Below are 23522 nucleotides of genomic sequence, written 5' to 3'. Positions count from 1 at the left end.
TCGGTCATCGAAACGGCAGACTGACGTCGGACAGCGGTCGTTCGCCAAGTTCCTGTCCAGGAAGACTCGCTGCTCCGGCGGTTTCTTTTATCGAGGGGACGCTGACTCATGGATTTGTGCAGATAGACAAGATTCCGAGACATCGCTATCGATAGGCCGGTCCAGCGCTACGTGATGATGCGATCAACTGGTTCAAATGAGCCAGGCCGGCCGGCTTAACCAGATAATGATTGAACCCCGCCTGCTTCGCGCGTTCGCGATACTCTTCTCCCGCGTAGCCACTCACCGCGATCAGCAAGGTATCCGCGAAACGGGGCATCGCACGCAACCGGCGCGCGACTTCGTAACCATCCATCTCAGGCAACCCGATGTCGAGCACGATGAAATCTGGCTGAAAATCCATCGCGCATTTCAAGGCGGAAGGCCCGTTCGAGGCGACTTTCACCTCGTGCCCGTCGAGCTTGAGTACCATCGCGGTGCTCTCGCCCGCATCAGGATTATCGTCAACGACCAGAATTCTTTGTGTCGCGACGACTGGGCGCTCCCGCGGCGCCTCGGGAATCGACGTTAGCGGCGCACTGATATGCGATGGCGCCGGAAGCCGGACAACGAGCGTGCTGCCCCGGCCAGGACCGGCGCTGGAGGCCTGAACGGTCCCATGATGCAGTCCGACCAGCTTACGTACGAGCGCGAGACCCAGCCCCAACCCCGCAGACGTGCGATCCAGCGAGCGCTCCGCCTGCACGAAGAGGGTGAAGATGGTCGGCAGAAAGTCCGCGGCCATGCCAATGCCGTTGTCGGCGACCGTCAGCACGGCCTCATCACCATCGCGCACGAGCGCGACCTCGATGGTGCCATCTGGGGGGGTGTATTTGACGGCATTGCTGAGGAGATTGGTCACGATCTGCTCGAGGCGAATGGCATCGCCCTCGACTGCCAGGACCTCTCGCGGCAAGACGAGCGTGACGTCGTGCCCGCGTGCGTCGATCTCTGCACGCATCGCAGCCACGCCGTGCTGCACGATTTCCACGAGATTGACGGGCTGCACATTGAGCTTGATGATGCCGCGTGTAATGCGTGACACATCCAGGAGGTCGTCAACCAGACCGATCTCGTGATCAAGCTGGCGCCTCGCAAGTGCCCTTGCCTGCCGTTGTGTTTCCGGGTCGATATTCTCGTGCCCCCAGACCTCGACTGCGTTGGCAATCGCCGCAAGCGGGTTGCGCAGTTCGTGCGCGAGCATTGCAAGAAAATCGTCCTTCTGGTGATCGGCCGTTTCCAGTCGTTGCACCGCGAGTCGATGCTCGGTCGTGTCTTCGATGGTCAGCAGGATCCGCGCCTGGCCCCGGCCCACCACACGGGCGCCGTTCAGTCGCATCGTACGCACGCCAATGCGCGGGAAATCATGCGTGATCTGGAAATCCCGGACGACAGTCTGCTCAGGCAGGACCTCCTCGAGCAGGTCACGCAGACCCGGGATATTCCACTGTCCGTTGCCCAGCGTATAAAGCAGCGCACCGATCGTATCCTCGGCGCTCGTCTGGAAGGTCTTATAGAACGCATGGTTGGCCCGCGTCACGCGCAGGTCGGATTCCAGCACGAGCAGCGGCTCTGCCATCGTGTCGATGATTGCGTCGGCATAGTCGCGCGCAAGTGCGACTTCGTCGTGCAGCACCCTGAGTTCGTGATTGCGGTACCGCAACTCGTCGTTGGTGGTCGACAGTTCCTCGTTCAGCGACTGAAGCTCTTCCTTGGCGGTTTCGAGTTCTTCGTTGGTGCTCTGGAATTCCTCGTTGCTCGAGAGCAGTTCTTCCTCACTGGATTTGAGCTCCTCCCGCGCGCTTTCGTGCTCCTCGAGCATGGTTCGGATCTGCGTGCGCATCGTACCCAGTTCGGTCATCAGGCGCGCAATTTCCTCGTCCCTGGGATCAGGATGCTGCGCGGCAGCCCGGCGCCCCAGCCGTTGAGCGATCGCCTGCCGCAACAGCGCCTTGAGGGGCACCTGGCCGCCCGGACCGTCCGCATCCCTGGCCCCGCTCTCGAAAAAAATCAGGAACCAGCGACCCTCGATGCCTGCCATCTGGACCGGATGGACTTCAACGCTCGCCGTCTGCGGCCCGTTCGTTCCCGACGTGCGCAATCCCGTCGTGCGCACCACCACACCGTCCTGCCGGACCTTCCTGACGCCTTCGCTGACGGCCAGATAAACCTCGGGCCGCGCAAGACGCTGGAGGTTGCTGGTGGGCGGGCCGCTGGGATTGACCAGCCAGGCTGAGGTATCACCGCGATATTCGACGATGTTCAGGTCGTCGTCACAGAGCACCGAAGATGGCGCATACCGCGCAAGCGTAATGCGGTCGACTTCGGATTGAAGTGACGACGCTTCGCGCGGCTCGGACCGGCTCTCCCGTGCGCTTTCTGCAGGGACAGCTGGCACGGCCCGCGTCGAATGCAGGCGCACCTGCGCCGGCGGTCCCAGCCGTGGCTTCTTGCTGTACAGTCTGCTGCGCCGGTTTTCGATGACACCAAAGAGTTCGGAGAAAGCGCCGACCGTCTCCGAGGGCCCAAGCATCAGCACGCCGTCGAGTTTCAACGCGTAATGAAAGAGCGGCATGACATTTCGCTGCGCCTGGCCACTCAGGTAGATCAGCAGGTTCCGGCAGCTCACGAGGTCCATCCTCGAAAATGGCGGATCGCTCAGCACATCGTGGCGCGAAAACGTGCACAGATCCCTGACCTGCTTATCGATGCAGTAATACTCGCCCTCGCGCACAAAGAACCGTTCCAGCCGTTCCGGCGACACATTGCGGGCGATGTTCTCGATGTACCGGCCTGTGCGCGCTACTTCGAGCGCCTCCGCGCTGATATCGGTACCGAAGATCTGCACCGTCGTGGTTGCCGCATGTTCACCGAGGTACTCGATGAGGCAGATCGCGATGGAGTAGACCTCCTCGCCGGTCGCACAGCCGGGCACCCAGATCCTGAACGGGTCGGTGGGTTCCTTGCCGGCAACGAGGCGCGGAAAGACTGTCTGGGTCAGGACTTCGAATGTTTCAGGATCCCTGAAGAACTCCGTCACCTGAATGAGCAGATCCCGTCCCAGCGCGAGCGTTTCGGCCGGGTCGGACGCCAGCACGGTGACGTAGTCTGCCACCGATGTGACCTGCCGTAACGCCATGCGGCGCGCGAGCCTGCGCTGGACAGTGCCATTCTTGTAGCGGCTGAAATCAATGTTGCAGGCCTGCCGGAGCAGGCGGAATATCGCGCGCAGACTCGTTTCGGCAGGCTCGGACGACGTGCCTGTTGCGGCGGCAGGCACTGACCTCAGGTAGGGGTGGCGCCCGATTGCGATGATTTCCTTCGCGATATCACGCGGGGCAAGCACGCGATCGACGCATCCCTTGCTGATTGCCGCGCGCGGCATGCTGTTGAAGTGCGCTGTCCCCTCGTCCTGGGCAAACGTAATGCCACCTTCCCGCTGGATTGCCTGCAACCCCAGGGCGCCGTCCGAACCGCTGCCCGACAGCACCACGCCGATGGCGTTGGAACCTTGATCCATCGCGAGGGAATCCAGCAGGTCATCGACGGGCATGGGTGGCCCGAGCGTCGCGTCTCTCGGGCGCAGCCGGATGCGGCGCTGTGCAACCGACATGCTCGCGTTCGCGGGAATGACGTACAGGTGGTTGACCTCAATATCCATGCCGTCGGCGGCTTCAACAACCGGCATGGATACGCGCCTGGCCAGGATCTCGGGAAGAATGCTGTGACGGGATGGATCCAGATGCTGCACCACCAGAAATGCCATGCCACTGGCAACTGGAATGTCCGCCATGAGTTCGGAGATCGCCTCGAGGCCGCCCGCGGAAGCGCCAATTCCGACCAGCGGAAAGGTTGGCGACGTCGATTCGTCCGACGCTTTCGCAGATTGGGTCACGTCGTCTCCAGTGATGCCATACATGTCTGGCCGTTGCTCGTGCGGAACGATTGCCACATGTGAGCGCGTTTATCTCAAGCGATAGTGGGTCTACTGACGCGTCTCGCGGCTTCTCAGGCTTCGCGCCGGGCGTCGGCACTTCCCGGCACTTCAAGGGACCGGCTGCTGCGAGCTTCTTCCTCTTCGATCCAGGCGGCGAGAGCCTGACGAATGATCCAGCCACGCGAGCGGTCAAGACGTGCGGCAAGTCGATCGACCTTTTCTGCCAGGGGTAGCGGGACGTGCGCGGTAAGCACACGTGTAGTCGCATCGGGCATGGCGCTCCCCTCAGTTTGCCGACATTGACAAGGACGCAAGGTGCAATCCGCTGGGACCGATGCGCGCCCTTCAACCGTCGCCCCGCAAATTGCCACTTGCCCAGATTATAGCCCTGTCAATCACCTTGATTCGAACCGATTAATCTCCGGCGCAGCAGCGCGTTTAAGCGGCCCGTCATGTGTGGGTCATCGCATGGATCATCCCTATAAGGTCATCTGGCGTCCCTCCCTTCTGGCAATATCCATCAAAGCCAGCCGGCACACCCCTGGCCTGGACCTCGTGTTCATCGAGTGCGGTGAAAGCCAGGATGACCGCACCGTGCGTGGGCGAGAGCCGCCTGAGTACACGTGCTGTCGAGAAGCCGTCATGCCGCGGCATGTTGATGTCTAGCACAATGACGTCCGGCACCCAGTGACGGGTGCACTCCATCGCCTGGATTCCGCTTGCCACGAAGCGCGCGTCCATGGCGCTCTGTCCCAGCACGGCAGTCAGAGCGCCTCCTAACGACTCGTTATCGTCGACGACCAACACGGCCGGAATATTCCCGGCAAATTTGACCGATCGGTTTGTCCATATGCCGCAGCGAGCCATGTCAGTTCCTCGCTAACGACATTAGGTTGCTCTCTGAAGCGCACGGCGTATGCCAGGGGAGCGATGGACGTACATAAAAGCGAAATCAGTCTGGGGCGCTGCATCGCGCTCGCCCGAGATGTCTCCGCTGAAAAAATTGCCGTACGAGCCGGCGAATTCCGCCCAACTCCGCCGACGTACTGACACCCTCGTTCAACGGGCTGTCACTGCTCTGGAAGCGGCCATTCAACGCGAACCGCGCCGAGTGGCTCTTGAGGGTCGCCTACGGAAGTTCAAGGTCATGGCGCCTCCGATACCCGGATCGTCGCCCCCTACTTCCCGGTTCGGCCACAACGTGTCGTTTGGCAAGCGGGGAAGCCTGCCGTTGCAACGGCAGCAATACTCCGGAACCTGACGGACGGACTAGACGGGCAGTTCGGCCATTGCCGGCACTGGAGCGGGTTGAGTTGTACGTCAGCAATGCCGCGGATTGCTGACGATGGCGGCATCGAGCAGTCAAACGTCAGCCACCTGCATTAGCGAACTAACACGCCCCCCCTTGTGGTCATTGGACCATCAACCAGTCAATGGCCCGGATGCGCTGCAATTTCAGAGTTGAACTTGATGTGTCAGATGCCAACGCAGGGTGGTTCACTATCCGCAACCAGAGCGGCAGGGATCCGGAGGGAGCGCGTGTGTCGGGCGTACATAGGTTCCGGCAGCGCACACGAAGCTTACCGCGAGAAGGGTCAGGAAAATTCGCTTCAGTCTGCTCATGTCCGCCTCCGTTAGATGATGGTGCACGTTCCGCGGGCGGCGCGCCCGCGAGACCATGCAAGACGTTTCGTTGACGCAATGACTTACTGACCGAAGTAAATCGGCTTCATGCCGTCACGCGCCGCGGGCGCGCCGGATGCTGACGAGCCGCTAACCACCCCACCGTAACTGCTCGAGCCGCTTTGCCTGGCCACACGCGCTTCTGCAGCCTGGATCTCAGTTGGATAGGTTGTATTGTCGCCGTCGCCCGGGTGATAGCCGGCTTGTTCCAGCTGGACGAGCTCGGCGCGGACCTGCGCACGGGTCATGTCCGTGTTCGATTGCGCAAACGAGACAATGGGAGCAGCCATTATTGTAAGGATACCTAATATTTTACAAATGGGTTTCATGTTGAGTTACCTCCAACGATTGCTACGCACGATACAGCACGCCATCTGTCTACAAACCGGACTTACGCGAGAGAGGTTCAGGAACGTAGGCGATGGTCAAGAGCGTGAGCCGTTAACTGACTGAGCCCGGCAGCGCAGGCGCTTCCCAGTAACACGGGTCGAGTCGTGCCAAAACTAGCCGTTCTACTCCGTTTATTTCCTCCTCTATCGAGTGGTCTTGCCCAGATCGGTCACTCTTCAATCGTGCAGGACTGGGTTGAAGAGAGCCGCAAGCGGAATACACTTTCACTATATTTTTATGAGCGCCCGCTTACCTCCATCACCTGATGGAGATTGGCCAGCGATGCGTAGCTCGAAGCTTTCGCATGGTCACGAAAGCCAGGTTTGAGGCTGGTACCTGACAGCATTCGCGATCGGAGCGGCGGAGGTCGCGATGTCGTATGACAGCCAGCTTTCAACGGTCATTGCTTCCCTATACGACGCAGGGCTGGAGCCCGAGCGGTGGCCGACGGCACTCGAAAGCTTTGTCGGGTTTCTGGGTGTCATGCATGCGCATCTGTGGCGCGGGCATGCGACCGCGCGGTTGAGATCGGTCGGCTGGGCGGGGACCGCCCCGCGCTTCGTTCGAGCGTATGAGGAACACTATGTTCGGATGGACCCCTTCGCAGCGGCACGGACCTGGCCATCTGGCACCATTCTGACCGATCCAATGGTGACCGCGAGGGCGGAAATCGAGCGCAGTGAATTTTTTCAGGATTGGGCACGCCCTCAGGGCATGAATACCGCAGTCGGCGCGAACGTTGCCCTGGACGGTCGTAATGTCGCCGTGCTCGTTGCGACGCGGCGACGGCGTGACGGAGATTTTGGGCAGAAGGATCTCGACCTGCTGGCCGGACTGCTCCCTCATTTTCAACGGGCGATGAGAATGAACTCGCGTTTGTGCGGGATCAGCGTCGTAGAGCATGCTGCCAGTGCGGCGCTTGACGCGTTGAGCCATGGCGTTCTGATCGTCGATGAGACCTGCCATGTGCTGCTTGCCAATCGCGCCGCGGAAGAAATGCTGACGTCCGCCGACGGGATCGGATCAGGGCAGCACGGGTTGTTCGCGATGACTACAACACTGACGAACAAACTTCACGCGCTCGTGGCACACGCCGGCGGTGTCGCAACGGACCGGCCAACAGGCGGCGCAATCGCGCTGGCGCGTCCGTCGATGAAGCGCTCATATCAGGTGCTCATTTCGCCCTTGAGCGTGGAGACTGGCTGGGCGATCGGCGTTTCGCAAAAGCCTGCAGCCCTGATCCTTGTCGTTGACCCGGAATACGTGCCGGTCAGTCCCGAACAACGGCTGCGAACCCTCTATAACTTGACCCGCGTTGAAGCACGCGTGGCGTGCGAGATTCACAAGGGCGCGAGTCTGAACGCGGTCGCTGAACTACTCAATGTTCAACCGTCGACCGTGCGGACACATTTGCATCACGTCTTCCAAAAAACGGAAGCTCGACGTCAAGCTGATCTGGTGCGCCTGATCGAACAAGTGTCGAGTTCACTGGGGAATACATCGTGAGGCATAGGCCACCGCTACGACAAATATCACCGCGTCCTGTTCATGATTCGCGTCCTGCCTTAGCGCATGTGCGGTGGCCCGCATCGAGCTCCGTCATCGCGATACGCCCGCAGCGTTCCGATTGAAATGCGCAACTCTATCGGCTGGTTTCGTTGAGAAGGCTGGCGGCTGGCTGACCTTCCCGAGCTGACGGCGAACGACGCGTCCTGGCCTACATCACCCGGTCGACGAGTCTCCACAGACCGGACGATGAAACCGCCGAAGGCACTTCCCGGGCGGTTTCCGTGAATAAGTAAAGCCGGCCTGTTGCGACCATTCGCCCGTTGCATAGAGCCGTCCACTCGAGCGGCTGTTCTACGTCCGCAACCAACACGACAGCCAGGACGCACGTCGCGGCCTATGGCGGCAAAGGGGTGGCTTGTGTTCCACATCAAACACGACGCACTGCGGCGAACCGTCAGCGCCCTTCTTCAGTTCCGCGTCGCCGCGGCAGGGATACTGAAAAGGTCGTCTCCGTATCGCTGGACCGCGTTTCGATAGCCCCGTCATGGGCCCGGGCGATTTCGCTTGCGATATACAACCCTAATCCGAGGTTACCGCCCCGTTCGTCATCACCCTGACGATCCGGTCCTCGCATCAGCGGATCGAAGATGCGTGCAAGCGTCGTGGTTCCGATTGCCGTTCCGCGGTTGGTGACATCGATACGGACATGCGTTGTGTCGCCAGTTACCGTCACGCGCACGGGCGCGTCCTGTGCACCATACTTGATGGCATTGAGAACAAGATTGCCCAGCAGTTGCTGCAGACGCGGACCATCCCAATCTCCCTGCGAGTCGCCACTGACCTCGAGATCAATCTGCCTGTCGGGATGAATGGCGCGGAGCTCGTCCACCTCATCGGCTAGCACATCTGCCAGGTTGACATTCGTCGCTATCACGTTAATTCCGAGACCAAGCCTGGTCCGGTTAAATTCCGTGAGGTCGTCAAGCAATGCCTGCATCCGGGCTCCGCTGCGTATCAGGCGCCCGGCGGCCTTCGATACCTGCTCTCCTGCATTGAGGACCGCCAGATAAGATGCGGTGACCTGGATCGCCTGCAGGGGGCTGCGCATGTCGTGCCCCAGCATGCCAAGCAGGAGGTTCCGGTTCTGCTCGATCTGCGCATTGAACGCGGTGACCGATTCGGCAAGCGCATGGTCGATCGCTTCATTGAAGCGGATAACGTCGCCCGGATCGGGCGCTTCGAACTTGCAGTCGTCCATCCACAGACGCAGGACGCCGGCGCGCAGAGCGCGGTACTCGGCGACGATCTGGTTCACGCTGAAGCCCGCCTGTGCCCTGAGAACGCCGTGCTTTTGCGCGGCAGTCTCTTCGTCCGGATCAATCAGACCCGTCCCGCGCCCCATTGATTTTTCGCGTTGGGCTTCCCGGGTTTGTGAGGTTCGCAGGTCCATTGCCACGTCATGCAGCATCTCCTTCACCTGTTCGCGCAGGTGCGACGGTTCCATATGTCCCGCTGCCGGTAGAAGCGTGCCCGCGAATGCCTCCCATTGCTTCGCAATCGGCTCCATGTCCCGCAAGATAAAGTCTGAGAGTCTCATGCCTGGGTCTCCGAACCGTAAATGTGGTGCCATGCCGGGGGCCGCGTACCGATGTGATGCGCAAACTGGCGACTGGCCGCTACCGGACGAACGCGGGGTGGGTACGAGCGACATGCCTGGTCAATCGCCTCTTCGCCATAGCCCGTCGCAAAGACGAAGCAGATCTGTCTGGCAGCCAGCGCCTGCGCGACGGGATAGGACTTCTGCCCGTGCAGATCCACATCGAGTATCGCAGCATCAATGTCATTAACCTTTTCGACGAAGGACAGCGCTTCCTGTATTTCGCTCACCGGGCCCTGTCCCTCACTGTCGGGGACCACGCAGAGTCGAAATTGGGCGCCGGGAGCCCGCTCCCGGCGCATTTTTCTTTCGCGTTTTCAGCCAGACGACACACAAGCCGCCAGCCCCAAATGCGAAGCGGGAGCCGGCTCGACGCCGCTCCCGCCAGATCACTTCGTTGTGCTCACAAACACCGCAAGCCGCTGCGGCGACGCTCAACTCATGTGCAGACCGCCATTGAGCGAGAAGTCCGCGCCGGTCGAGAAGCCCGATTCGTCGGACGCGAGCCACGCCACGATCGAGGCGATTTCCAGCGGCTCGCCGAGGCGCCGCACCGGAATGCTGTCGACGATCTTCGAGAGCACTTCGGGCTTCACCGCCTTGACCATGTCCGTGCCGATATAACCCGGCGAAACGGTATTGACCGTCACGCCCTTGGTCGCCACTTCCTGCGCGAGCGCCATGGTGAAGCCGTGAATGCCGGCCTTGGCCGTGGAGTAGTTCGTCTGACCAAACTGGCCTTTCTGCCCGTTCACCGACGAAATGTTGATCACCCGCCCAAAGCCCCGCTCGATCATGCCGTCGATCACCTGCTTCGTCACGTTGAACAGGCTCGTGAGGTTGGTGTCGATCACCGCGATCCAGTCTTCGTGCGTCATCTTGCGAAAGACGACGTCGCGCGTGATGCCCGCGTTGTTGACCAGAATGTCGATCTCGCCAACGTCCTTCTTCACCTTCTCGAACGCGGCCGCCGTGGAGTCCCAGTCGGCCACGTTGCCTTCCGACGCGACGAACTCGTAGCCCAGCGCCTTTTGCTCGTCGATCCAGCGCGCTTTGCGTTGCGAGTTCGGACCGCAGCCCGCGATCACCGTGTAGCCATCCTTGTGCAGACGCTGGCAGATGGCCGTTCCGATGCCGCCCATGCCGCCGGTCACGTAGGCAATACGCTTTGCCATAGATCCTCCTTTTGCTTTAGGGGGTAGGTGAGTTGGGAAAGACTCTGGAGGATGGAGTCAGTTTGACGAGCGCCATCCAGCCGGGCGATGGGGAAATACCCGTACAGGAAAACGCCTGCCGCAACCATTCCGTAAGACAGGGCGTGCCGGCGTTGTCTCGATGTCGCCGGCGGACCGAACAAGCCTAGCAGCGTCTTTTGGGGGACACAAGGCGATCACGCCCTTAGACGTGGGCAAAAGCACACAATTACCTGGCACGCCTCAATAAGTGTGCGCACAAAGATGTGTTTTGCATAAGAATACGGCCCGATATCCAGCCGGGCCGCAAGCAAGCTGACCGCAAAGGCGTCAAAGGCCGGCGGCAAGGCGCTCGTTACCCAATCCTTCAGGCAGGCCCGTCACATAATCCAGCCGCCCGACCGCTTCGAGCAGCGAGCGGCCGGCAATCGTGAGCGCCAGCCGGCGATGACCTTCCGTCCAGTGCTCGAGCGCGACCAGCTGACGCTCGAGCAGCGTGTCAAGCTCCTGACGATTCATGTCGATCTGGTCCGGCGAATGGCGGACCAGCATCAGCGTGGCAAATTCCTTAGGGCTCAGCAATGTCGTCTCCCAGTAACTCTCATGCCGCAACCAGGGGGCACAGGGCCGCATATATTCGAGGTTCAATGTGACACTGGCATGACTGTCACAATTTCGCGCCGGCGCTGTATTGATCCTGCATATCCGAGGCTGCCGCCCGCTTTTCGGGTGGCGGCACGTGCGTCGGCACGAGCGCGACGCCGCACTCCTCCACGAGGTTGCGCAGCGAGGTGGGAAAGAGCGTGCCGGGGTCGTCGGCAATGCCGGCGCCGTCGTCGCGCAGCGCCGCGCCGATGCCCACCACGATGGTCGCGCCGGGCGCGCGCTCGCGCAGGCGCCGCACGAGATTGCGCAGGTACGGCGCCGACTCGGGCGCGTCGAGCGACACCACGCAGATTGCCGGCGAGCGCTCGTCGATCATGGCCCCACGCGTGGCGCGCACTTCGTCGTAAGTGGTGGAGGTACACGGAATATTGCGCCGCATGAGCAACTGGCCGACGATCGCCACCGCCACGTCGTCGAACGCGCCGCGCCCGGGCACGCAGAGCACCTCGCCCGCATCCGGCGAGAGCGTGAACTCAATGACGCGCGCGCCTTCGTCCGCGCCCTCGGCAGCGCGTTTCGCGTTCTCGTCTTCGGCTGCGGCGTGGCGCGAATCGTCTACCGATTCGAGGTCCTCGACAATATCGAGCAACGCCTGGTTGATGCGCGCGACCTGCTCGGCGGGCAGCACGCCGCGAATGGCGTCGTTGCGCGCGAAGCGCAGGCCCTCGAACACCACCTGCTCGTAGTAGTCGATGAGCGGCATGGTCGTGAGCAGCCGGTCGGCCTGCAGCAGCGCTTCGTGCGGATCGTCCGCGAGCAGGCGCTGATAGCAGGTTTGCGCGGGCGTGAGTGCGGGCTGGTCGCCCAGCAGGATCGTGAGGAAGTTCAGGCGGTCCACGTAGCGGCCCAGCGTGACGATGCACAGCGTGAGCGGCGTGGAAAGCACGAGCCCCACCGGCCCCCACAGCCAGCTCCAGAAGATCGCCGCCACCACCACGGCGAGCGGCGAGAGCCCCGAGCGACGGCCATAGAGCATCGGCTCGGCGAACTGGCCCGCCACCACGTCCACGACGATGAAGAAGATCAATGTCGTGACCGCCATGGTCCATTGCGGCTGCGTGGCCGCGGCGACGAGCGTCGCCATGATCGCGGCGATCCAGATGCCGATGTACGGCACGAAGCGCATGAGCGCCGCGACCGCGCCGAACAGCAGCGCGCCCGGCACGCCGATGCCCGCCAGCCCCAGCGCGATCACCCCGCCCACCGTGACATTCACGCCGAGCTGCGCGACGAAGTAGCGCGAAAGCCGCTGCGAGGCGTCGTTGATGGCGGTCGTGGTGCGGTGCAGGTCGTCGGAGCCGAACACACTGATGAGCCGGTCGCGCAGATCCTCTCGCTGGAACAGGATGAAGATCGTCACCACGAGCACGATGAAAGTCGTTTCGAGCGGCGCGATAGCCGGAGCAAGCGCCTTTTGCGCAAGCGTGAGCGGCGTCGGCGCGGGGTTATGGATCTCCACGGGCATGGGCTGCTGCGGCTGATTGCGCGCCGCACGGCCGCGCGGCTGCGGCGGCGCGGGCGGCGGTGTAGGCGTCACGCGCTGCAGCGCGGTCGCGGCGCGCGACATTAGCGAATCGGCGCGGCCCACGGTCTTTTCCTGCACCGTTTGCACTTTCTGCTCGATCTCCTCCTGATACTGCGGGAGGGAGGCGGAAAGCTGGTAGACCTGCGCGGCGATCAGCGCGCCCACGCCGGCGAGCGCGAGCACGGTGGTGAGCACCGCCACGAGGATGGCGAGGAACTGCGGCACATGAAAGCGCCGCAGCGTGGTCACGAGCGGCGCGAGCAGAAAGCTCAGCAGCACCGAAAGCGTAATGGGAATCAGCACCGCGCGCCCGAAGTACAGGCCGCATACCACAACCACGCCGGTGATGACGGAGGCCAGGCTGTGCAGCGTGGGCGGGCTTGGCGGAAACACCCGGTTGCGTCGACCTTGCGGCGGCAGCGGGAAATTCATATCGGATCGGATCGGCAAAAAAAGGGGACATCGGGCCGCGCAAGCTCGGGCAAGCGCACGGCCCCTCTACACGTACAAGCACGCACAAACATGCACGAGGCGAACCTCAAAATGGTACTGCGCCTACGCACGTCGGGCGCGGCCGTGCAGATTTTCGCAGGTCGCGAGAGTCAGACGCAAAAACCGCGCGTCACTGCGTTTGCGTCTTGCCCGACACGATTTCCTGATTGCGCGAGACGAGGAACTGGATCAGCCCATCCACGCCGCCCTGCTGGATCTTCTCGTTGAACTGCTGGCGATAGGTCTGGATCAGCCACGCACCGAGCACGTTCAGGTCGTAAAGCCGCCAGCCCTGCGGCGTCTTGTACAGGCGGTAATCGATCTCGAGCGGATTGCTGTTGGTCTGCGCAAGCGTGCGCACCACGACGTCGGTGTCGCCGGGCGAGTTGCGCATCGGCGGGTAATCGATCTTCTGGTCGGGCTTCAGTTGCGCAATGGCGCCCGAGTAGAGATGAATCAGCAACAGTTGGAACTGCTGCTCGATCTGCGCCTGCTGCTCGGGCGTGGCCGTGCGCCAGTGCGGACCCATGGCGAGGCGCGTGGTGCGGCGGAAATCGACGTACGGAAGAATGTCGCGGTTGACGATGTCCTGAATGCGCGCGATGTCGTCGGGCGCGACGGACTTCGTGCGCACCTCGTCGAGCACCTGCTGCGTGGCGGTCTTGATGAGCGCCTGCGGGTCCGACTGGTCCACCTGGGCCGATTGGGCAAATGCCGCCGTGGCGGGCAGGAACGACAAACACCACGCAACGAGCGCGGTCATGCGGAATAACCTGGTCATCGATATCTCTGGGCAATGGCGGGAGGGGCGAGGCGGCGCGAAGCCGACGAGCCGGCGACACCGGCATGCCGGCGCGCGAGCGCCGCACGCCGGACGCATCGCGCGTGCGCACGCCAGCGCTCAGTCTAGCGGGTCGGGCGCTGTCCGGTCGGATCGCTGTGCGGCCCGTGCGCCTCACGCGGCTCGCGCCGCTCGCGCATTCAAGCGCGGGGCGTGCGCGCACGCCCACTGGACTGCGCGAGGAACGCCTCGAGCCCGAACAGCCAGGCAATGCAAAACGAGAGGCGCGAAAACGCGGCCGGCATCGGGTCGCTGTCGCTTTCCTCGGCCCCCTCCTCCAACGCGGTCTCGCCAGAAGCGAGCGCGCCTCCCAGTGGCGCGGACGTCGTCGGTAACGGCGATTGCTGGCGAGACAGGGATTCGGGCTCCATGGCGACGGTGCTCCTCGGTGCGGACCGGATTGTGATTGGCGCAAGCTACGCAGCAAGACTCATACCATCCGATGGCGCCACGCCCGACCTCGTCCCGGGAGCCGTCACGAATCTGTCGCGCGACCTCCGCTGTGTAAAAACTACAAGCGCGTCACGGCAAAGCGGAAAACCCGGCACGCGTCAGGCCCACCGGCCGTTGCACCGGCAAGCAGGCACGAAAAACGCATGCAGCCAAACGCCCGCCCGTTCGCTGGCCTTGCATGCGCACGTAATCGGTTCAAGCGCGGTTCACGCGCGCTCCGCTCGAAACTGAATTGGGATCGAATCGATACGATGGTGTAAGGTTCAGCGGTTCGTCTCGACGACGAGGCGCGCGCCCATCGTTCAGGAGATCGCATGAACACACCGGAACAGGTTCGCATTGCGGACATCCTCGGCCAGCATCGCGACACGCTGCTCGCCGAATGGCTGCGCCTGCATCTGCCGATCGCGCTGCGGCGCGGCCTCGCGATGGAAGCGGAAATTCGCGAGCAGTTCTCCGCGTTCCTCAATGTCTTTCTCGACACGCTGCCCAACACCGACACCTTCGATGCCAGCCGCCCCGAGTGGGAACCGGTGCGCGCGTTCCTTTCGGAAATGTCGGCGCATCGCGCGCGTCAGGGCTACACACCGGTCGAGACAGCGACCTTCGTGTTCTCGTTCAAGGAGCCGCTCTACGCGCGCCTGCGCGAAGGCTACGCGCACAACCCCGCCGAACTCGCCCAGGTGAGCTGGCAGGTGAATCTGCTGCTCGACGGTTTCGGCCTCTATACCACCGACGTCTTCCAGAAAAGCCGCGAAGCGATCATCGCGCGCCAGCAGGAAGAGTTGCTGGAGCTCTCCACACCTGTCGTGCAGCTTTGGGAAGGCATTCTCGCTTTGCCGCTCATCGGCACGCTCGACTCCGCGCGCACCCAGGTCGTGATGGAGAGCCTCCTGCAGAAGATCGTCGACACGGGCGCGGGCCTCGCGGTCATCGACATTACCGGCGTACCCACCGTCGACACGCTCGTCGCGCAGCATCTGCTCAAGACCGTGGCCGCCGCGCGCCTCATGGGCGCGGACTGCATCATCAGCGGCATCCGTCCGCAGATCGCGCAGACCATCGTGCACCTGGGCGTCGATCTCAGCAACGTCACAACCAAGTCCACGCTCGCCGACGCCTTCGTCATCGCGCTGCAGCGCATCGGCGCGACCATCACCACGCCGAAAGCCACGGCCTGACTACCACTGAGCGTACGACGCACGGGAACCGCACACGATGGAACGCATTCCGATTCTGCGCCTCGGCGACTGCCTGATCGTCACGATCCAGGTGGACATGCACGACCGCCTCGCGATCGCACTGCAAGACGACCTCACCGAGCGCATCGTGAAGGAGTCGGCCAAGGGCGTGCTGATCGACATCTCGGCGCTCGACGTAGTCGACTCGTTCATCGGCCGCATGATCAGCAACACAGCCGCCATGGCGATGGTGCTCGACGCGCAGACGGTGGTGGTCGGCATGCAGCCGTCGGTGGCGATCACTCTGGTCGAGCTCGGTCTCACGCTTACGGGCGTGCGCACCGCGCTCAATGTCGAAAAAGGCATGGCGTTGCTCAAGCAGCGCCGGCTCCGTCAAGTCCCATGACGCCCTCATGACTCCGTTAGCTTGCACGTCTCTTGCATTCGATCATGAATAGCAACGACACGACCGGAAGGCTCGCGGCCCAGGTGAGCCTGCGTTCGGACGAGGAAATCGTCCGGCTACGACAGATCGTGCGCGACGCCGCCATCGCGCAGGGGTTCTCGCTCATCGAGCAGACCAAGTTCGTGACGGCGGCGAGCGAACTCGCGCGCAATACGCTGCAGCATGGACGCGGCGGCGACGCACGGCTGGAAGTGCTGGAACGCGGCGTGCGCGTGGGCCTGCGGCTCTCGTTCGTCGATCAGGGTCCGGGTATTGCCGATATCGAACGCGCGCTGCAGGACGGCTTCACGAGCGGCAACGGCCTGGGCCTGGGCCTGGGCGGGTCGCGGCGCCTGTGTGACGAGTTCACGATCGAATCGACGCCGGGTGCCGGCACAATGGTCACCATCACGAAATGGAAAGTACGCTAGACGGCGCAGCCGGTTCCGCCGGCGGCAGCCACCGGTCCTTCGAGATCGGCGACGCAAGCGGCGTCGCCTATGCACGCCGCGGCGCGGCCGAAGCCGCGCGCATTGCCACGCTCAGCGAGACCGACGCCGGGCGCCTCGCGATCGTGCTCACGGAAGCGGCCACCAACATCCTCAAGCACGCCGGCCACGGCGAACTGCTCGTGCGAGCCATGGACGGCGCGGTGGAGCTGATCGCGCTCGATAGCGGCCCCGGCATGACCGACGTAGGCGCGGCGCTCGCCGACGGCCACTCCACGACCGGCACACCTGGCACCGGGCTCGGCGCGATGCGGCGGCTCTCGAACCAGTTCGCCGTCTATTCGCAGCCGGGCATGGGCACCGTGCTGCGCGCGCTCGTGCAAAAGAGCGGCGGCAACGCCGCCCGCGCGGCGTTCACCGGCCCCGAGATCGGCGCCGCGTGCGTGCCCTATCCCGGCGAGGAAGTCTGCGGCGACGGGTGGCTCGCGCAGATCGACCAAAGCGGACTCACGCTCGCGCTCGCCGACGGCCTCGGCCACGGCGCCGAAGCCCACGTGGCCGCCGTGGCCGCGCTCGACGTACTGCGCCGCCGCGCCGGGCTCGCGCCCGCCGCGCTCATGGAACTCTCGCACGCGGCGCTGCGCGCGACGCGCGGGGCCGCGCTGGCGCTCGTGCGCATCGATCTTGCGCGCGGCACGCTCGCGTTCTGCGGCACGGGCAACATCTCGGCGGTCGCGTATGGCGCGGGCCGCCCTGCGCAACGGCGCTCGAGCGACGGCCACGCCGCAGCCGGCCATACGCAGCGGCCCGCCAGCGCAGGCGTACCTTCCGCGCGCGAGTGCTACCAGATCGTCTCGCGCAACGGCATCGTGGGTCACACGATGCGCGGCACCCAGGAGTTCGAGCTCACGTGGGGCGAGAACGCGCTCCTCGTGCTGCATTCGGACGGCATCGGCACCCGCTGGGATCTTGCCGCCTGGCCCGGACTCGCCAACCAGCCCGCCGTCGTGATCGCGGCCGTCCTCTACCGAGACTTCGCGCGCCGGCGCGACGACGCCACCGTCGTCGTCGTGCGCGCCCGCCCCGGAGTACAGTTGAGCCATGAATAAGCCCCTGCTGCGCATCCGGCTTGAAACAGCCCAGGACGTCGTCGCCGCGCGCCGCCGCGCGCGCGAGCTGGCCGCCGGGCTCGGCTTCTCGCCGCTCGATCAGACGCGCATTGCGAGCGCCGTCTCCGAGATCGCCCGCAACGCGTTCGAATATGCGGGCGGCGGCGAAATCACGTTCGCGCTGGAAAGCGAGCGCTCGCGCGAAGCGCTCGCCGTGCAGGTGAGCGACCACGGCCCCGGCGTGCGCGAGCTCGAAGCCGTGCTCGACGGCACCTATCGCTCGCCCGGCGGCATGGGCCTCGGCATTACGGGCAGCCGGCGCCTGATGGACCGCTTCGACATTCGGTCCTCGGCGAGCGGTACGACCGTCACCATGGCCCGCGACTTGCCGCACGAGCGCGGCGCGGTGTGCGGCAAGGAACTCGAGCGCATCGTGCGGGAACTGTCCGCGCGCAGTCCGCAAGATGGCGCGCATGGCGACTCGCTCGAAGAACTGCAGCAGCAGAACCGCGAACTCGTCACGGCGCTCGACGAACTGCGCGAACGCCAGGACGAACTCTCGCGGCTCGCGCAGGAGCTGGAGGCGACCAACCGCGGTGTGGTGGCGCTCTACGCCGAGCTCGACGAGCGCGCCGAGGAGCTGCGCCGCGCCGACATGATGAAAACGCGCTTTCTCTCGAACATGAGCCATGAACTGCGCACGCCGCTCAGTTCGATCCGCGCGCTCGCCAACCTGCTGCTCAACCGGCTCGACGGCGACCTGAGCGTGGAGCAGGAGCGCCAGGTCAGGCTGATTCTTTCGTCTGCGGAAAGCTTGGGCGAGACGGTGAACGACCTGCTCGACCTCGCGAAGATCGAAGCCGGCAAGACCGAAGTCGCTCCCGCGTGGTTCGATGCCGCCGACCTCTTCGCCGCGCTGCGCACGATGCTCATGCCGCTGCTCGACACCCCGCACGTCACGCTCGAATTCGGCTCCACGGCAGGCCTGCCGCAGCTTTACACCGACGAACCGAAGCTCACTCAAATCCTGCGCAATTTCGTTTCGAACGCGATCAAGTACACCGAGCACGGACAGATTCGCGTCGGCGCCCAGTGCATGCCCGGCAATGGCGACGACTCGCGCATCACCTTCTTTGTCGCGGACACGGGCATCGGAATTGCGCCCGAGCACCACCAGATCATTTTCGAGGAGTTCGGCCAGGTGCAGAACCGCCTGCAGCAGCGTGTGAAGGGAACGGGTCTTGGCCTGCCGCTGTGCCGCAAGCTTGCGGCGCTCCTGGGCGGAGAAGTGGGCGTGGAAAGCGAGCCCGGCGTGGGCTCGACGTTCCGCCTGAACGTGCCGGTGCGCCTCGCTACGTCCGTCGAGGACGAACCCGAGACCTCCGGGGACGCGGCGCCATGAACGCACCCGCCACGCTCATCCTCAACGTCGACGACAACGAAGGCGCGCGCTACGTGAAGTCTCGCGTGCTGCGCCACGCCGGCTACGCCGTGATCGAAGCCGCGACTGGCCAGGCCGCGCTCGAAGCCGTGCGCGAACACGCGCCCGCGATCGTGCTGCTCGACGTGAAGCTGCCCGATATCAGCGGTATCGAGGTGTGCCGCCTCATCAAGGCGGACCCGGAAACGAACTCCACGCTCGTGCTGCAAACGTCGGCCGCGGCCGTACAAACGCGCGACAAGGTCCTCGCGCTCGACGGCGGCGCCGACAGCTACCTGACTGAGCCCGTCGAACCCGCCGAACTGGTGGCGAACGTGCGCGCCCTGCTGCGCCTCTACGCCGCCGAAAAAGCGCTGCGCGACGCCGACCGCCGCAAGGACCGCTTTCTCGCGACGCTCGCGCACGAACTGCGCAATCCGCTCGCGCCGATACGCAACGCCATCGAGCTGCTCGACCCGCGCCACGGCGCAAACGACGCGATGCGCGCCGACGCGCGGCAGATCGCGAGCCGCCAGGTCGAGCATCTCGGGCGCCTCGTCGACGATCTGCTCGACGTCTCGCGCATCTCTCACGGCAAGATCACGCTGCAGATGAGCACGCTCGACCTGCGCGAGATCGTCGATGTCGCCGTGGAAACGAGCCGCCCGTTCCTCGACGCGAAGTTGCAAACGCTCACGGTCGAGATCGACTGCGAGCCGTGCCATGTGACCGGCGACGCGATACGCGTGGCGCAGATCATCAGCAACCTGCTTTCCAACGCGGCGAAGTACACCGCCGAAGGCGGCCAGATCGTGTTGCGGCTCGAAGCGGACGTCTACGAGATCCTGATTCGCGTGCGCGACAACGGCATTGGCATCGCGCCCGACGAGTTGCCCTACGTGTTCGATCTCTTCATGCAGTCGCGCGAGGCCGTGAAGCGCGCCGACGGCGGCCTCGGCATCGGTCTCGCACTCGTGCGCGAACTCGCGGAATTGCATGGCGGCTCGGCGAGCGCGCATTCGGACGGGCTTGGGCGCGGCTCGGAATTCGTCGTGCGTCTGCCGCTCGCACGGGCGCCACAATGCGACGCACCGCGCGAGCAGCCGCCGGGCGCAGGGGATCAAACCGCGCCGCCGCGTCGCCGCGTGCTGATCGCCGACGACAACGTCGACTCCGCCTCGTCGCTGCTCATGCTGCTGGAACTCGAAGGCCACGAGGTGCGCGTGGCCCACGACGGCCCGAGCGCGCTCGCGCTCGCGCAGCGCTTCCTGCCTCACGTGGCGATACTCGACATCGGTCTGCCCGGCATGGATGGTCACGCGCTGGCCAAGGCGCTGCGCGCCGAGCCCGCCACGGCACACGTGCAACTGATCGCGCTCACGGGCTATGGCCAGGAGCGCGACCGCCTCGCCGCGAGCGAGGCTGGCTTCGACCGGCATCTCGTGAAGCCCGCGCCATTCGAAGAGATCTTGCGGGAAATCGAAAGCGCGCCGCCGGGTTAAGTTACGCTGTGCGGTCCGCTATCAGGACAAGAAGCAGGAGAAGAACCGCATGGACGTCCGCCCGCTCGATGTTCAAGACCTCGAACTGATCTGCCGTCATCGTGAGGCCATGTTCCGCGAAGCGGGCCGCGACGAGGCCACGCTGCGCACGATGACCGAACACTTTCGCGCGTGGCTCGCGCCGCGCCTTGCCGATGGCGCGTACTTTGGCTACGTGCTGAGCGAGCGCGGCGAGGCGATTGCGGGCATCGGGCTCATGCTGATCGACTGGCCGCCGCATCCTTTACACCCCGAAACGGCCCAACGCGGCTATGTGCTCAATGTCTACGTCGAACCCGGCGCGCGGCGGCGCGGTCTCGCCCGCGAGCTCATGCGGCTCGCCGATGAGGCATTCGCCCGGCGCGGGGTGACGTACGCGATTCTGCACGCCACCGAGCAGGGGCGCCCGCTCTACGAGGGCCTCGGGTGGCGCGCAACGACGGAAATGGCGACAGCGGTACTCCCCGCTCGCGCCTGATCCACCACCACCCGCGCCGCGCCAGCCCCCGTTCGCGGCCACTTTCCCACCGTTCGTCGCACGGCCCTCGCCGAGCGCCCCGCCGCTCTCCACACTGCAGCCATCGACTTCGCTCGACCTGCCAAGGAGAGCCAGCATGCCTGTCATCATTGCGGCGCACATCGTCGCCGCGACGCTTTCTGTCATACTCGGAACCGCCGTCACGCTGGCCGAAAAAGGCAGCACACGGCACAAGTGGCTCGGCCGCCTGTGGGTGCTGACGATGTTCGCGACCGCGCTCAGTTCGTTCGACATCCGCGAACTGAATCCGGGGCATTTCTCCTGGGTTCACGGCCTTTCGCTGCTGACGTTCGCGAGCGTCGGGCGCGCCATTTGGGCGATCCGCCACGGCAATGTGCGCGGCCATCGTCTGGCCATGCGCGGATCGTTCTTCGCACTCGTCATGGCCGGCCTCGCCGCCGTTGCGACGCCGCACCGGCTGCTCAATCTCATCGTCACGAACTGGATCGCATGATTCCTGGCACGCACGTCGAGTTTCCGAACGTCGCCGCCCACGTGCCCGCGCCGGCGGCCAAAGCCCTGCTCGCCGGATTCGCGCGCGAGGGGGCGATCGTCGTCATCGGGAACACGCTGATCGCCGTCGCGCTCACCGTCGTCGGCTTTCACCGATTCATCGACAACTTCGTCTTCAGCCAGGCGATCGGGCTCTCGATCATGCTGCTGCTCGACGTCGCCCGCTTCTTTCTGCAGCGCCGCAACGCGCTCACAGGCCCGCGGCTCGCGCTCGCGATGGTGCTCGCCATCATGCTCGGCGCGGAGCTCGGGCGCTCGATTGCGAGCCTGGTGCTCGGCCTGGGCCTGCGCTACGCGTTCGAGACGAGGGATCTCCCGCTCACGGGCTGGATCGCGCTCACCGCCACGCTGCTCGTCACCTGGTATGGCTGGTCGCGCACGCGCATTGCCGAGTTGAGCGAGCAGGTCGCGCGCACGGCATGGCAAAAGGAAGCCGCCGAGCGCACGGCGCTCAGCGCGCGCCTGCAGGCGCTGCAGGCGCAAATCGAGCCGCACTTTCTCTTCAACACGCTCGCGACGCTCGACAGCCTGATCGCGTCCGATCCCCCTCGTGCGCGCGACCTGCTTGCCAGCCTCAACCGCTTCCTGCGCGCGACGCTCGAGGCCTCGCGCGCCCAAAGCGAAACGCTCGCGGTGCAGTTCAAGGTGCTCGACGCAATGCTCGCTGTGCACGCCATGCGCATCGGAGCGCGCCTCGCCTACTCGTTCGACCTGCCGCACGATTGCGCCGACCTCCCGGTACCGCCCATGCTGTTGCAGCCGCTCGTGGAAAACGCGCTCAAGCATGGCATTCAGGGCGCGCTCGAGGGCGGCAGAATCGACGTTAGCGCACGGCGTGACGGCGAGTATGCCGAGCTGACCGTAACCGATACGGGCCCCGGCTTTGGCGCGACGCCAGGCACCCAGGGCGCGGGCGTCGGGCTCGTGAACGTACGCGAGCGGCTTGCGGCGCTCTACGGCGAGCACGCCTCGCTCACGCTGATCGAGAACGTGCCGCACGGCCTCGTGGCGCGCGTGCGGCTGCCACTGCGCAATGCCTTTGACGTGAGCGTGCAGGAGTCCCGATCATGAAAAGCCACACGCCGGACACGCCGGACACGCCGACCGCGCTGATCGCCGAGGACGAACCGCTGATCGCCGCCGCGCTTGCGCGGGAACTCGCCGCCGTGTGGCCGGAATTGCGCATCGTCGCGACGGCTGGCAACGGCCGCGAAGCCATCGAGCGCATCGGTGCGCTTGCGCCCGACGTTGCGTTCCTCGACATCGCCATGCCGGGCGCGACCGGGCTCGATGTCGCGCGCGCCTGCGCGAATCTCGCCGCGCCGCCGCAGATCGTGTTCGTCACCGCCTACGACGCCTATGCGCTCGAAGCCTTCGAAGCCGCGGCCATCGACTATCTGCTCAAACCCGTGGAACCGGCGCGGCTCGCACGCACGGCCGAGCGCCTGCGCGCGCGGCTCGCGCGAGCGGCGGCGAGCGACACCGGGGCGCCGCAAATGCAGGCGGATCTGCAACGCGTGCTGCGCCAACTGGAAGCGATCACGCAGGACGTTCGCGAAGCGCGGGCCGGCGCGCAAGCAGGCAACGCGGACAGCACGCCGCGCGCGGCGCCGCTGCGCTATCTGCGCGCCTCCAGCGGCAACGACATCCGCATGGTGCCGGTGGACGATGTTTTGTACTTCGAAGCAGCCGACAAGTACGTCGTGGTCACGACGCGCAGCGGCGAACTGCTGATCCGCACGAGCCTGCGAGAGTTGTGCGCGCAACTGGACCCTGCGCGTTTCTGGCAGGTTCACCGCGGCACGGTGGTCAATGTGGACCAGGTGGAAAGCGCCTCGGTCAGCGCGATCGGGAAGATGACGCTGCAACTGCGCGGCCATGCCGGGGCGCTCGCGGTAAGCCGGCAATACGCCCACTTGTTCCGGCAAATGTGAGCGGGCC

General features: G+C 64.5%; 22 protein-coding genes. 11 read left to right on the top strand and 11 right to left on the bottom strand.

Going from position 1 to position 23522, the window contains the following annotated elements; all coding sequences use genetic code 11:
- Window positions 1-145 precede the first annotated feature (145 nt).
- The 4 genes from FAZ97_RS34025 to FAZ97_RS34010 all read right to left on the bottom strand — a co-directional run bounded on the left by FAZ97_RS34025 (window position 146) and on the right by FAZ97_RS34010 (window position 5988).
- Window positions 146-3958: a chemotaxis protein CheB gene (locus FAZ97_RS34025; protein WP_158763127.1), complete on the bottom strand. Its 3813-nt coding sequence runs from the start codon at window positions 3956-3958 to the stop codon at window positions 146-148.
- An 89-nt stretch (window positions 3959-4047) separates the two neighbouring features.
- Complete coding sequence (locus FAZ97_RS34020) at window positions 4048-4251, bottom strand: ribbon-helix-helix domain-containing protein (protein WP_158763126.1); 204 nt, start codon at window positions 4249-4251, stop codon at window positions 4048-4050.
- A gap of 175 nt (window positions 4252-4426) precedes the next feature.
- A complete protein-coding gene (locus tag FAZ97_RS34015) occupies window positions 4427-4843 on the bottom strand; it encodes a response regulator (protein WP_158763125.1) in 417 nt (138 codons plus the stop codon).
- Window positions 4844-5682: 839 nt separating this feature from the next.
- Window positions 5683-5988, bottom strand: a complete 306-nt coding sequence (locus FAZ97_RS34010; RefSeq protein WP_158763124.1) for a DUF4148 domain-containing protein — start codon at window positions 5986-5988, stop codon at window positions 5683-5685.
- Window positions 5989-6421: 433 nt separating this feature from the next.
- Here FAZ97_RS34010 and FAZ97_RS34005 point away from each other — a divergent pair, with 433 nt between their 5' ends.
- The gene (locus FAZ97_RS34005; RefSeq protein ID WP_158763123.1) at window positions 6422-7555 is read left to right on the top strand and encodes a helix-turn-helix transcriptional regulator; all 1134 of its coding nucleotides are present in this window, start codon (window positions 6422-6424) and stop codon (window positions 7553-7555) included.
- 457 nt (window positions 7556-8012) lie between these two features.
- On the opposite strand, the gene FAZ97_RS34000 is transcribed toward FAZ97_RS34005, so the two are convergent.
- From FAZ97_RS34000 to FAZ97_RS33970, 7 genes are all read right to left on the bottom strand, one after another.
- On the bottom strand, window positions 8013-9155 hold the full coding sequence (locus tag FAZ97_RS34000) for a sensor histidine kinase (protein ID WP_158763122.1): 1143 nt from the start codon (window positions 9153-9155) through the stop codon (window positions 8013-8015).
- Window positions 9152-9445: a response regulator gene (locus FAZ97_RS33995; RefSeq protein WP_158763121.1), complete on the bottom strand. Its 294-nt coding sequence runs from the start codon at window positions 9443-9445 to the stop codon at window positions 9152-9154. The genes FAZ97_RS34000 and FAZ97_RS33995 overlap by 4 nt, the downstream gene beginning before the upstream one ends.
- A gap of 204 nt (window positions 9446-9649) precedes the next feature.
- Window positions 9650-10390 (bottom strand): 3-ketoacyl-ACP reductase, encoded by a 741-nt coding sequence (locus tag FAZ97_RS33990; RefSeq protein WP_158763120.1) that lies wholly within the window; start codon window positions 10388-10390, stop codon window positions 9650-9652.
- A 348-nt stretch (window positions 10391-10738) separates the two neighbouring features.
- Window positions 10739-10990 carry a hypothetical protein gene (locus FAZ97_RS33985; RefSeq protein ID WP_233271954.1) on the bottom strand — a complete coding sequence of 84 codons (252 nt, stop codon included), beginning with the start codon at window positions 10988-10990 and terminating at the stop codon, window positions 10739-10741.
- An 85-nt stretch (window positions 10991-11075) separates the two neighbouring features.
- The gene (locus FAZ97_RS33980; protein ID WP_158763119.1) at window positions 11076-13031 is read right to left on the bottom strand and encodes an AI-2E family transporter; all 1956 of its coding nucleotides are present in this window, start codon (window positions 13029-13031) and stop codon (window positions 11076-11078) included.
- A 190-nt stretch (window positions 13032-13221) separates the two neighbouring features.
- Complete coding sequence (locus tag FAZ97_RS33975) at window positions 13222-13872, bottom strand: MlaC/ttg2D family ABC transporter substrate-binding protein (protein ID WP_158763118.1); 651 nt, start codon at window positions 13870-13872, stop codon at window positions 13222-13224.
- 200 nt (window positions 13873-14072) lie between these two features.
- The gene (locus FAZ97_RS33970) at window positions 14073-14303 is read right to left on the bottom strand and encodes a hypothetical protein (protein ID WP_158763117.1); all 231 of its coding nucleotides are present in this window, start codon (window positions 14301-14303) and stop codon (window positions 14073-14075) included.
- A 396-nt stretch (window positions 14304-14699) separates the two neighbouring features.
- Here FAZ97_RS33970 and FAZ97_RS33965 point away from each other — a divergent pair, with 396 nt between their 5' ends.
- The 10 genes from FAZ97_RS33965 to FAZ97_RS33920 all read left to right on the top strand — a co-directional run bounded on the left by FAZ97_RS33965 (window position 14700) and on the right by FAZ97_RS33920 (window position 23515).
- Complete coding sequence (locus FAZ97_RS33965) at window positions 14700-15566, top strand: STAS domain-containing protein (protein WP_158763116.1); 867 nt, start codon at window positions 14700-14702, stop codon at window positions 15564-15566.
- Window positions 15567-15603: 37 nt separating this feature from the next.
- A complete protein-coding gene (locus tag FAZ97_RS33960) occupies window positions 15604-15972 on the top strand; it encodes an STAS domain-containing protein (RefSeq protein ID WP_158763115.1) in 369 nt (122 codons plus the stop codon).
- 44 nt (window positions 15973-16016) lie between these two features.
- A complete protein-coding gene (locus tag FAZ97_RS33955; protein WP_158763114.1) occupies window positions 16017-16442 on the top strand; it encodes an ATP-binding protein in 426 nt (141 codons plus the stop codon).
- Window positions 16427-17569 carry an ATP-binding protein gene (locus tag FAZ97_RS33950; protein WP_158763113.1) on the top strand — a complete coding sequence of 381 codons (1143 nt, stop codon included), beginning with the start codon at window positions 16427-16429 and terminating at the stop codon, window positions 17567-17569. Before FAZ97_RS33955 ends, FAZ97_RS33950 begins: the two co-directional genes overlap by 16 nt.
- Window positions 17562-18971 carry a sensor histidine kinase gene (locus tag FAZ97_RS33945; RefSeq protein ID WP_158763112.1) on the top strand — a complete coding sequence of 470 codons (1410 nt, stop codon included), beginning with the start codon at window positions 17562-17564 and terminating at the stop codon, window positions 18969-18971. Before FAZ97_RS33950 ends, FAZ97_RS33945 begins: the two co-directional genes overlap by 8 nt.
- Window positions 18968-20491 (top strand): ATP-binding response regulator, encoded by a 1524-nt coding sequence (locus FAZ97_RS33940; RefSeq protein WP_158763111.1) that lies wholly within the window; start codon window positions 18968-18970, stop codon window positions 20489-20491. Before FAZ97_RS33945 ends, FAZ97_RS33940 begins: the two co-directional genes overlap by 4 nt.
- A gap of 49 nt (window positions 20492-20540) precedes the next feature.
- Entirely contained in the window at window positions 20541-21008 is a 468-nt protein-coding gene (locus FAZ97_RS33935; RefSeq protein WP_158763110.1) for a GNAT family N-acetyltransferase, read from the top strand.
- Between the two features lie 136 nt (window positions 21009-21144).
- Complete coding sequence (locus FAZ97_RS33930) at window positions 21145-21522, top strand: DUF2306 domain-containing protein (protein ID WP_158763109.1); 378 nt, start codon at window positions 21145-21147, stop codon at window positions 21520-21522.
- The gene (locus FAZ97_RS33925) at window positions 21519-22652 is read left to right on the top strand and encodes a sensor histidine kinase (protein WP_158763108.1); all 1134 of its coding nucleotides are present in this window, start codon (window positions 21519-21521) and stop codon (window positions 22650-22652) included. The genes FAZ97_RS33930 and FAZ97_RS33925 overlap by 4 nt, the downstream gene beginning before the upstream one ends.
- Window positions 22649-23515, top strand: coding sequence for a LytR/AlgR family response regulator transcription factor (locus FAZ97_RS33920; protein WP_158763107.1), 867 nt, complete (start codon window positions 22649-22651; stop codon window positions 23513-23515). Before FAZ97_RS33925 ends, FAZ97_RS33920 begins: the two co-directional genes overlap by 4 nt.
- The last annotated feature ends 7 nt before the right edge of the window (window positions 23516-23522 follow it).

Origin of the sequence: Paraburkholderia acidiphila (assembly GCF_009789655.1) — a bacterium.
GTDB classification, from domain to species: Bacteria; Pseudomonadota; Gammaproteobacteria; order Burkholderiales; family Burkholderiaceae; genus Paraburkholderia; species Paraburkholderia acidiphila.
Note: the sequence above shows the minus strand (reverse complement) of the source record. Positions and strands in the feature narration are given on the sequence as shown.

What these genes read in the sequence shown, in the direction of transcription:
- FAZ97_RS34025 (WP_158763127.1), bottom strand. Translation starts at nt 3,958, where the DNA reads ATGTATGGCATCACTGGAGACGACGTGACCCAATCTGCGAAAGCGTCG.
- FAZ97_RS34020 (WP_158763126.1), bottom strand. Translation starts at nt 4,251, where the DNA reads ATGCCCGATGCGACTACACGTGTGCTTACCGCGCACGTCCCGCTACCC.
- FAZ97_RS34015 (WP_158763125.1), bottom strand. Translation starts at nt 4,843, where the DNA reads ATGGCTCGCTGCGGCATATGGACAAACCGATCGGTCAAATTTGCCGGG.
- FAZ97_RS34010 (WP_158763124.1), bottom strand. Translation starts at nt 5,988, where the DNA reads ATGAAACCCATTTGTAAAATATTAGGTATCCTTACAATAATGGCTGCT.
- FAZ97_RS34005 (WP_158763123.1), top strand. Translation starts at nt 6,422, where the DNA reads ATGTCGTATGACAGCCAGCTTTCAACGGTCATTGCTTCCCTATACGAC.
- FAZ97_RS34000 (WP_158763122.1), bottom strand. Translation starts at nt 9,155, where the DNA reads ATGAGACTCTCAGACTTTATCTTGCGGGACATGGAGCCGATTGCGAAG.
- FAZ97_RS33990 (WP_158763120.1), bottom strand. Translation starts at nt 10,390, where the DNA reads ATGGCAAAGCGTATTGCCTACGTGACCGGCGGCATGGGCGGCATCGGA.
- FAZ97_RS33980 (WP_158763119.1), bottom strand. Translation starts at nt 13,031, where the DNA reads ATGAATTTCCCGCTGCCGCCGCAAGGTCGACGCAACCGGGTGTTTCCG.
- FAZ97_RS33975 (WP_158763118.1), bottom strand. Translation starts at nt 13,872, where the DNA reads ATGACCAGGTTATTCCGCATGACCGCGCTCGTTGCGTGGTGTTTGTCG.
- FAZ97_RS33970 (WP_158763117.1), bottom strand. Translation starts at nt 14,303, where the DNA reads ATGGAGCCCGAATCCCTGTCTCGCCAGCAATCGCCGTTACCGACGACG.
- FAZ97_RS33965 (WP_158763116.1), top strand. Translation starts at nt 14,700, where the DNA reads ATGAACACACCGGAACAGGTTCGCATTGCGGACATCCTCGGCCAGCAT.
- FAZ97_RS33960 (WP_158763115.1), top strand. Translation starts at nt 15,604, where the DNA reads ATGGAACGCATTCCGATTCTGCGCCTCGGCGACTGCCTGATCGTCACG.
- FAZ97_RS33955 (WP_158763114.1), top strand. Translation starts at nt 16,017, where the DNA reads ATGAATAGCAACGACACGACCGGAAGGCTCGCGGCCCAGGTGAGCCTG.
- FAZ97_RS33950 (WP_158763113.1), top strand. Translation starts at nt 16,427, where the DNA reads ATGGAAAGTACGCTAGACGGCGCAGCCGGTTCCGCCGGCGGCAGCCAC.
- FAZ97_RS33945 (WP_158763112.1), top strand. Translation starts at nt 17,562, where the DNA reads ATGAATAAGCCCCTGCTGCGCATCCGGCTTGAAACAGCCCAGGACGTC.
- FAZ97_RS33940 (WP_158763111.1), top strand. Translation starts at nt 18,968, where the DNA reads ATGAACGCACCCGCCACGCTCATCCTCAACGTCGACGACAACGAAGGC.
- FAZ97_RS33935 (WP_158763110.1), top strand. Translation starts at nt 20,541, where the DNA reads ATGGACGTCCGCCCGCTCGATGTTCAAGACCTCGAACTGATCTGCCGT.
- FAZ97_RS33930 (WP_158763109.1), top strand. Translation starts at nt 21,145, where the DNA reads ATGCCTGTCATCATTGCGGCGCACATCGTCGCCGCGACGCTTTCTGTC.
- FAZ97_RS33925 (WP_158763108.1), top strand. Translation starts at nt 21,519, where the DNA reads ATGATTCCTGGCACGCACGTCGAGTTTCCGAACGTCGCCGCCCACGTG.
- FAZ97_RS33920 (WP_158763107.1), top strand. Translation starts at nt 22,649, where the DNA reads ATGAAAAGCCACACGCCGGACACGCCGGACACGCCGACCGCGCTGATC.